The sequence below is a fragment of the Pseudomonas sp. ES3-33 genome (assembly GCF_000952175.1).
Lineage (GTDB): Bacteria > Pseudomonadota > Gammaproteobacteria > Pseudomonadales > Pseudomonadaceae > Aquipseudomonas > Aquipseudomonas gregormendelii.
The window spans coordinates 1-8,870 of sequence record NZ_JZRI01000067.1 but is presented as its reverse complement, the minus strand read 5'-3'; the positions used below and the strand labels follow the sequence as shown (position 1 = coordinate 8,870).

8 protein-coding genes are annotated in these 8,870 nt (G+C 49.3%); 2 read left to right on the top strand and 6 right to left on the bottom strand.

Features of this window, described 5'->3' with window-relative positions; all coding sequences use genetic code 11:
- The coding region (locus tag UB23_RS12465) for an acyltransferase family protein (protein WP_045059624.1) at window positions 1-498 on the top strand (498 nt) is incomplete at its 5' end.
- Between the two features lie 312 nt (window positions 499-810).
- Window positions 811-1,356 carry a dTDP-4-dehydrorhamnose 3,5-epimerase gene (rfbC, locus tag UB23_RS12460; RefSeq protein ID WP_045059623.1) on the top strand — a complete coding sequence of 182 codons (546 nt, stop codon included), beginning with the start codon at window positions 811-813 and terminating at the stop codon, window positions 1,354-1,356.
- A gap of 127 nt (window positions 1,357-1,483) precedes the next feature.
- Here rfbC and UB23_RS12455 read toward each other — a convergent pair whose 3' ends face one another.
- From UB23_RS12455 to wbjC, 6 genes are all read right to left on the bottom strand, one after another.
- Window positions 1,484-3,478 carry a polysaccharide biosynthesis protein gene (locus UB23_RS12455; protein WP_045059626.1) on the bottom strand — a complete coding sequence of 665 codons (1,995 nt, stop codon included), beginning with the start codon at window positions 3,476-3,478 and terminating at the stop codon, window positions 1,484-1,486.
- A gap of 99 nt (window positions 3,479-3,577) precedes the next feature.
- Entirely contained in the window at window positions 3,578-4,612 is a 1,035-nt protein-coding gene (locus UB23_RS12450; protein WP_045059622.1) for an MraY family glycosyltransferase, read from the bottom strand.
- Window positions 4,609-5,577: a UDP-glucose 4-epimerase family protein gene (locus UB23_RS12445; RefSeq protein WP_045059625.1), complete on the bottom strand. Its 969-nt coding sequence runs from the start codon at window positions 5,575-5,577 to the stop codon at window positions 4,609-4,611. Before UB23_RS12445 ends, UB23_RS12450 begins: the two co-directional genes overlap by 4 nt.
- Window positions 5,577-6,830, bottom strand: coding sequence for a glycosyltransferase family 4 protein (locus UB23_RS12440; RefSeq protein ID WP_045059621.1), 1,254 nt, complete (start codon window positions 6,828-6,830; stop codon window positions 5,577-5,579). The genes UB23_RS12445 and UB23_RS12440 overlap by 1 nt, the downstream gene beginning before the upstream one ends.
- A gap of 14 nt (window positions 6,831-6,844) precedes the next feature.
- Window positions 6,845-7,975, bottom strand: a complete 1,131-nt coding sequence (gene wecB / locus UB23_RS12435) for a non-hydrolyzing UDP-N-acetylglucosamine 2-epimerase (RefSeq protein ID WP_045059620.1) — start codon at window positions 7,973-7,975, stop codon at window positions 6,845-6,847.
- A gap of 21 nt (window positions 7,976-7,996) precedes the next feature.
- A partial coding sequence (gene wbjC, locus UB23_RS12430; protein ID WP_045059619.1) for a UDP-2-acetamido-2,6-beta-L-arabino-hexul-4-ose reductase occupies window positions 7,997-8,870 on the bottom strand: 874 nt, incomplete at its 5' end.

Sequence of the window (8,870 nt, the reverse complement as noted above, 5' to 3'; positions counted from 1 at the left end):
ATAAAAGATTACAAATTCATTGTTAGGCTTTTCAAAAACCGATTCTCCGGCCTCCTGATTTTTTGCCCGGCTATTCTTGTGATGGTGGCCTTCGTATTCCATTATGCCCAGCCATACACGACACTGCCACCAAAAACAGTAGTATCGGTCATGACGATGATTGCGATTTTGTATTTCACGATTAACTACGACTCAATCTATAACAATATTTTCGATAATATCCCAATGCGGTACTTCGGAAAAATATCGTACGGACTTTATCTGTACCACTATCCTATTGCAGCGCTAATGTATTCGAACGGTTTCGACTCCAAGCAATTGCTTGTGGTCGGCATCATCGTGGCCATACCTATCGCCGACGTTTCCTGGCGCTACCTGGAAGAGCCTCTCCTGAAAGCATGGGCACGTTCCAAATCGATTATGCGCGAACAGGTTATCGTGCCATCTGACCAGATTACGGACGACCGACATTCTTCACATACGCCTGTAGCGCATTGAGGGATGCTTAGTCGGCGATGATCGCGGTGCAAAATCGAAAACAGACAATCCATAAGCTACTCAGAGTTTGACGGTTCCTGGATCTACCACGCTGGCGGTGCCGGATTACCCAGCACGCCCGCACCACCGGCACCTCAACTAGACAATCAGGATTCGAAGTGGCGTCACTGGTAGATCCAGCTGAAAATAGGCAATCGCGTATGTCGGTGAGTTCACATATACGATTACCTGACGCAGGCTTTGCTCTAATATGTACATTTTGGTCAGTACGGACCGAAGTCTCTTACTTTTCACTAAATCTGGAGAAAACCAATGAATGTAGTCACCACTGACTTACCCGGTGTTCTGATTATCGAACCCAAGGTGTTTGGTGACGAGCGCGGCTTCTTTTATGAAAGCTTCAACGCCAAGGCTTTCGAAGAAGCGACTGGTCTAAACACTAAATTTGTTCAGGACAATCATTCCCGCTCGCAAAAAGGTGTGCTTCGCGGCTTGCACTATCAGCTTGAGAATACTCAGGGCAAGCTGGTGCGTGTCACAGTGGGAGAGGTTCTTGACGTGGCGGTGGATATTCGGCGTAGCTCACCGCATTTCGGAAAGTGGGTAGCCGTTCGACTATCGGCTGAAAATCACCGTCAGCTTTGGGTTCCGGAAGGCTTCGCACATGGCTTCGTTGTCCTGAGCGACTTCGCCGAGTTTCTTTACAAAACTACTGATTATTACACCCCCTCCGCCGAGCGCTGCATTCGTTGGAATGATCCGACTCTGGCAATCGATTGGCAGCTCAATGAAACCCCACAACTGTCGGCTAAGGACCAAGCAGGTAAAACCCTGCAGGAAGCGGATCTGTTTCCCTAAGCAGTGCGGCCCTGACGTTGTGAGACAACAGTTCAAGTCTCAGAAAAAGCAGCTTCCAGGAAGCTGCTTGAAACATCGTACAGTGCCGCGCTTATTGCTAAACGACCTTGCTGCAACTTTTAACAGGTCACGGCTCGAGTCGGCGTTGCTGGTAGATCCAGTCAACAATTTCTCCATCAGGAGCGTATCCGCTGACGGTATCGCGCAGCAACTGTCGGACTCGCGTGTAGTCGTCGTGCTCAACTGCCAAGAGCAATTCTGTCAACTTGGTTTTGAGCACTTCCCACGGTAGATGATCTTCATTGGCACTCATGATCATAGGGTGCCGAGTGGAAACAACGTTGTCACCAATCAATAACTCTTCATAGAGCTTCTCACCCGGGCGCAATCCAGTGAATTCGATGGAGATATCGCCATTAATGTTCTTCTCGGAACGGACACTCAAGCCAGATAGATGAATCATCTTTTCTGCCAGCTCTACAATTCTCACGGGTTCACCCATGTCGAGCACAAAAACGTCGCCACCCTGCCCCATTGACCCCGCCTGAATTACAAGCTGCGCTGCTTCGGGAATGGTCATGAAATAACGGGTGATTTTCGGGTGAGTAACAGTCAGTGGCCCGCCGGACTTGATCTGTTTGTGAAACAACGGAATCACCGAACCTGAAGATCCCAGAACATTACCAAAGCGGACCATGGTAAATCTGGTTTTATTGACCCGCGACACATTACCAGTATCACCAAAAAGTACCGGGGCCACCTCGCGACTGAGCGCTTGCAGCGTCAGTTCCGCGAGACGCTTCGTGCTACCCATCACATTGGTGGGCCGCACAGCTTTGTCCGTAGAGATCAAAACGAAGTTAGCAACCCCGGCCTGAAGAGCAGCCTGAGCGGTATTGAGTGTACCGATCACATTATTAAGAACGCCTTCGGCGATGTTGTGCTCCACCATTGGCACATGTTTGTAGGCCGCGGCATGATAAACCGTATCAACGTGCCAGGTTTTCATTACGTCCAGTAATTTTTCTGGATTGCGTACGGAACCAAGGATTGGTAAAAGTCGAACCGGTAGCGATTCCCGTGTAACGCGCTGCTCTAGCTCCGACAAAATGCTATAGAGATTAAACTCACTATGATCAAGAAGTAAAAGCGTTGTTGGCCTTAAAGCCAAAATCTGCCTGCAAAGTTCCGATCCAATTGAACCACCCGCTCCGGTAACCAGAACAGTCTGATTTTTGATGCAATGCTCAAGCAACTCTCCCTGCGCGGGTACGGAGTCACGACCGAGCAAGTCAGCAATATCCACTTCCTGTATGTCATCGACCTTGACCCTGCCACTGGCCAGATCCATGAAGCCCGGTACACTTCGAACGTGCAGTGGAAAGCCTTCGAGGAAGGTCAGGATTTCACGACGACGGCCCCTGTTAGATGACGGGATCGCAAGAAGGACTTCCTGCGCACCTGTAACATCGATCATTCTCTGAATGTGCTTGGGCTTGTACACATGCAGGCCCGAGATGATGCGATCGGCAATGCTGTTATCGTCATCAATGAATGCTACCGGACGCATCGCCCGGCCCATGCGTAGGGCCGCAACAAGCTGATTTCCTGCAGCGCCCGCGCCGTAAATCGCAACTCTTGGAAGACCGTCATCTCTGCTGGCAAAAGGCACGTGCTGCACTGCCGTAAACCAGTCGCCCAGGAAGTACTGGCGCATCGCAAGACGTAATCCGCCAATCATGATAAGACTCAACCACCAGTAGTTGAAGATGATTGAACGAGGCACGATATTCTGATGGTTGCTGTACCAGTAAACGATGACGCCTAGGATCAGCGAAGACAGGCTTACAGCCTTGATGATAGCGATCAGTGCATCGTTGCCAAAATAGCGCATGACCGCCCGATACATCCCAAAGCGGATGAACAAGGGTATCGCCACCACCGGAGCGATGAGGAAGAGCCAGGTGTGCGCGAGAAACGGATTTACCATTTCATCGATACCAAGTCGGACCACAAACGCCAACCAGAGGGCAGCCCAAACCAGGACGACGTCGGCCGAAACCTGTATCAGTCGCTTTTGGCGGCGTGGCAGCCCCAGCAACAGAGCCCGTATCCTCTCCATAAACGCTTCAAACACCTTGTCCCGCTCCTAAACTGGATATGACGCAATCATTGTACCCATTCGGACAACTACAACACTCGTTAAATCAATTCGCATAGCTTAACTGGCAGAGGGAGAAACCGAGCTCTCAAGCGCCCCTGCATGGAATTTCACAGCGATAATGATCAATGGAATGTAGGCCATCACAAGGCCGCAGGCGCCGTCCAGCCCCCAGTAAGTGACGCATAAAGCAATAGGTAGCAACCAGAATAAGTTAATTGCACCCACAGCTATAGTCACTGGCAAATGCCTGCCAAATCGCCGCGATGCAAACTGGTAAGCGTGGCTGCGATGAGCTTCATAGACCTTGTCACCTCGTATCAATCGCCGCAATAGCGTGAACGTAGCGTCGACTATGAATACGCCGAGAAGAATCAACCATGACCAAAACAAAGCGGAAGACTCCCAGGCGGCCTGAATCGACAGCACTCCCAACACAATCCCAAGGAACCCACTACCGGCATCCCCCATGAAAATGCGTGCGGGGGGAAAGTTCCAGTAGAGGAACCCCAAAACCGCCATTGCCAATACCAGCGGTGCCCATATCAGCGCCGGAGTACCGTTGAGCCAATACAGGAAACATGCGCCAAGGCAAACACACAAGGCTTCAATGCTGGCAATCCCATCAATTCCGTCCATGAAATTGTAAAGATTCAAAAGCCAGACCAGGTAGATGGCAGCCAGCACATACCCAAACCAACGAAGCTCCATGCTCATTCCGAAGATGACTATGGGAGGAAACCCTCCCATCCACACCAGTGCCCATATCCCAGCGCCAAAATGGCCCAGTAACCGCCATCTGGCAGCTATGTGACCATGATCATCCATAAATCCTATAACAGCGACCAAAATACCCGCGCCGCCTACAGCAATCAGCGGAGACCATTCAACCAGTCCCACATAACCAAGAACAGGCAGCGATATGAGGAAAGCGATGACGATCGCCACTCCCCCACCACGCGGCGTTGGGATTGAATGCGAACTCCGGGCATTAGGGATATCGATAATGCTGCGACTTAGCGCATAACGACGTAAGGCTGCAGTCAGCGACAAGGCAAGCAAGGCGATAGCAGGTACTAGCCACAAGTAAATCATTGTTGTTGATTGTCCCTAAAATGTAATGCGGTTGCCGCCAATGCCTCATCGACGCTCACTGGTGGCGTCCAGCCCAGAAGATTGCGAGTCTTTGTAATATCTACCTGCAAAGATCCACAGAGACGCTGGGAAAGTGCTTTCTTGCCCAGCATCGCTGCGCCTCCTTCAAGCATCCAACTGGGAACTGGAATAAGTCGCGCTGGCTTGTGAAGTGCCTTGGCCATTCTGGCCAACAATTGGGTCGTAGATAAATCCTCTCCATCGCTCACAAGAAACGTCTGATTGGCGGCAGCTGGATGATCAATGCAGGTCACGACAAGATCGACCAGGTTATCCAGCGCGACGAGGCTACGGCTATTATGTATGGCGCCAAAAGGTAAGGGAATGCCCTTATCCAACCAGTGCATCATACTTAAAAAGTTTGCTTTGACGCCTGGTCCGTAGACGAGAACAGGGCGGACAATGACCACCTCTATTCCGGTTTCCGTCGACAGTTGGCGCAGGCCCTGCTCTGCCTCCATTTTCGAAATGCCATAAGGATCGGCAGGAGCAGGAGAATCGTCGCCGGTGTAGAAACCACCTGGTTTCGTACCTTCGCCATTGACCTTGATTGAACTGATAAAGATAAATCGTCGAACACCAGCGGCAGCCGCCTGACGAGCGAAATTCAACGTACCAGCGACATTCACTTTACGAAACGCAGCCAATGGATCCGATTCGACATCATTCATGACGTGAACTCGCGCCGCGGAGTGAATAATCACATCAAATTTTGTGAGATCTCCTGTCCACGCAGTGTCGCCATCAAACGAGCCAATTCGCAGTGTAGGTACGTCCTGTACGTTGAGCTGAGATTCTTGTCGGACAACGGCAGAAACACTATGCGTCTTTTCGTTGAGTAAACGTTTAAGAATAGCGCCGCCTACGAAACCAGTCGCCCCGGTCAATAAGATTGAGTGCCGCATCATTGGCTGGCCTTTCTTAAAGTTGCATTTCTAAAAAGATCTTCCAGTTGAGTTAAAAGTCGATTTTTCGAATAGTTATCCAAGTAATACTGACGCCCGGATTCACCCATTGCCCTTAATTGACTCGCGTCTGATTGCGCAAGAGCCAACGTTATTTCCGCCAAACCGTTCGAATCGCCGGAAGAGCATGTCAGACCGGCGCCCGACTCCCCAATCACTCGTGCCGCCTCACCATTGATCATGCCTAGCAACGGCCTGCCAGAGGCAAGATAAGCCTGCACCTTTCCGGGAATAGTCTTTTCGAATACGTCATTGGTTTTGAGCGAGACGAGCAAAGCATCCGAACACGCGAATAGAGCTGGCATTTCCTCAAGAGGATGTCGACCTAGCAGCAAAACATTTCCAAGCCCTCTGGAATGGACCTGTTGACTTAGCCACTCACTCATACGCCCATCGCCGACAATTACCCAACGCACAGAAACCTTGTTAACTAAGCTTTCGGCTGCGTCTAGCACAGCAGGCAGATCTTGCGCTTCACCCAGATTGCCCGCGAACACAACAGTGAATACTGTTTCATCACGTGAAAGCAAGGAGGTAGTTCGATTGTCCACTGCGGAAAAATCGTCTTCGGCCCAACTCGGAAAATAGACCAGACGCTCGGAAGCAATATTTCTTGTGCAGTATCTCTGCACATTTTCAAAAAAACCATGGGACTGCAGTAGCAAATAATCAGTACGGTTATAAATCCATGAAACCATTTTACCAACCATTGCCAGCAATGCAGGCTTTTTCATAACGCCGACAGCTCTGAGCGTCTCAGGCCAAAGATCCAGGACCCAAACGAACACCGGCGCTTTTTTCAGTCGGCCAATTACTATCGCGGGTATGGCTGCCATGATAGGTGATACCGCATACACGAAAATTGCATCGAACTCTTTACCCCGCAATTTGTACGCCCCGACAACTGAAGCGCTGGTGAAGAAACTGAGATAATTCAGTGCCAAATTGATACTGCGTTTACCCCGCGGCAACATTGGCACCCTGACAATTTCGGCACCATGGTAATCCCCGAAACGCTCAGGCGCCGCCTGGAACTCAGCAAATACGGTCCCTTCAGGATAATTAGGCAGCCCCGTGAGCACGGAGACCGAATGTCCTTTGTCGGTAAAATCGCGAACCAAGTCGTTTATACGCATATTTTCTGGCCAAAAATATTGCGTTACTACCAGGATTCTCAGTTTCTTCTCAGGCATGATCACAACTCGAATTAGTAACGTTTCCAGACGATGCGATTCACATAGTCAGTATAACTATGTACGATCCTGGCTACTTTTTCGGACACATTGGGCATGCTGTAGTCTTCAACCAAGCGCAACGTTCGTTCCATCCCAGAGGCTTGTGAATCCAATACCATCAACCCTTGCAACACCCGTTCAACTTCGAGCCCGACCATCATCACTGCAGCTTCTTCCATGCCTTCTGGACGCTCGTGGGCCTCACGGATATTCAATGCCGGAAAATTAAGTATCGAAGACTCTTCGCTGATTGTACCGCTATCAGAAAGTACCGCCTTGGATTCCAACTGCAGTTTGTTGTAATCTTTGAAGCCCAATGGCTTAAGCAATTTTACGTTGTCGTGGAATACAATACCCATCGCATCAACACGCTTTTGAGTGCGTGGATGAGTCGAAACAATGACCGGATAACCAAATGTCACCGCCACGGTATTCAGAACATCGACCAGCTTCAGAAGATTCTTATCAGAATCGATATTTTCTTCACGGTGCGCGCTAACTACAAAAAACTTACCGGATTCGAGCCCCAAACGTGCCAACACGTCAGAAGACTCTATGCCATCGCGATAATAATTAAGAACTTCAAACATTGGACTACCGGTCTTAATCACCATATCAGGAGACAGACCTTCTTTTAGCAAGTAATCGCGAGCGATAGTGCTATAAGTAAGATTGATATCAGCCGTATGATCTACGATTCGCCGATTGATTTCTTCAGGCACCCGCATATCGAAACAACGATTACCGGCTTCCATATGAAAAGTTGGAATTTTACGTCGTTTGGCAGGGATGACAGCCATGCAACTATTGGTATCACCTAAAACCAGCAACGCCTCTGGCTGAACAGCGGCAAGCACTTGATCCACAGCAATGATCACATTCCCGATGGTTTCAGCACCGCTGCTGCCTGCTGCATTTAGAAAATGATCGGGTTTGCGGATCCCAAGGTCTTGAAAAAAAATCTCATTCAATTCGTAATCGTAGTTCTGGCCTGTGTGCACCAGAACGTGATCACAATACTTATCCAGCGCTGAGATAACGCGCGACAAGCGAATGATTTCTGGACGGGTGCCGACAACAGTAACAATCTTCAACTTCTTCATTTTGATAAATTCCTAATTCGATCAGGCTTCGGTGCCCACTGGCATCGTGTAGGTGTCCGGAAACTCACGATCAAAGATCTCGTTAGCCCACAGCATCACGATCATTTCGGTTTCGCCAACGTTGGTAATGTCATGACTCCAGCCAGGTACGGTTTCTACAATTTCTGGCGTTTCGCCGTCAGTGTATAATTCGTAGAACTCGCCCGAAGCTATATGACGAAATCGGAAGCAAGCCTTACCAGAGATAACAAGAAATTTTTCGGTTTTGGTGTGATGGTAATGGCCGCCGCGGGTTATACCCGGATGCGCAGTAAAGTATGAGAACTGACCAGAATCCTTGGTTTTGAGCATCTCGACGAATACTCCGCGAGCGTCTCCATGCTTAGGAACTTGGTAAGTAAAAGATTCAGGTGGTAGATAGCTGAGGTACGTCGAATATAAAGCGCGGACCAGACCGGTACCAACGCGCTCAGTTATCATCGACTCCCTGCTATTTTTGAAAGCGTAGATTTGTGATGAAAGATCACCCACAGTTATACTGTAATTAGGCTCAACTTGCAAAAATGGACCAGCGAATTCCGCCCCATCCATCACAGAAATGAACTTTTTAACGACATCATCGATATAGACAAGGGAAATTGTCGCGTCAGCATTGTTGATAACAACTGGCAAGTCATGCGCAACATTATGACAAAACGTTGCTACAGCAGAATTATAATTAGGCCGAGCCCATTTACCAAATACATTCGGCAACCTGAACAGATGCACTTGATTGCCAGAAGTGGCCGACAGATTGAGCAACGCTTCTTCAGCCTTACGCTTACTGTCGCCGTAAGCGTTGCCAAACTCAGCTTGGATTGATGAAGTATATAGAACCTGTCTCTTATACACATCT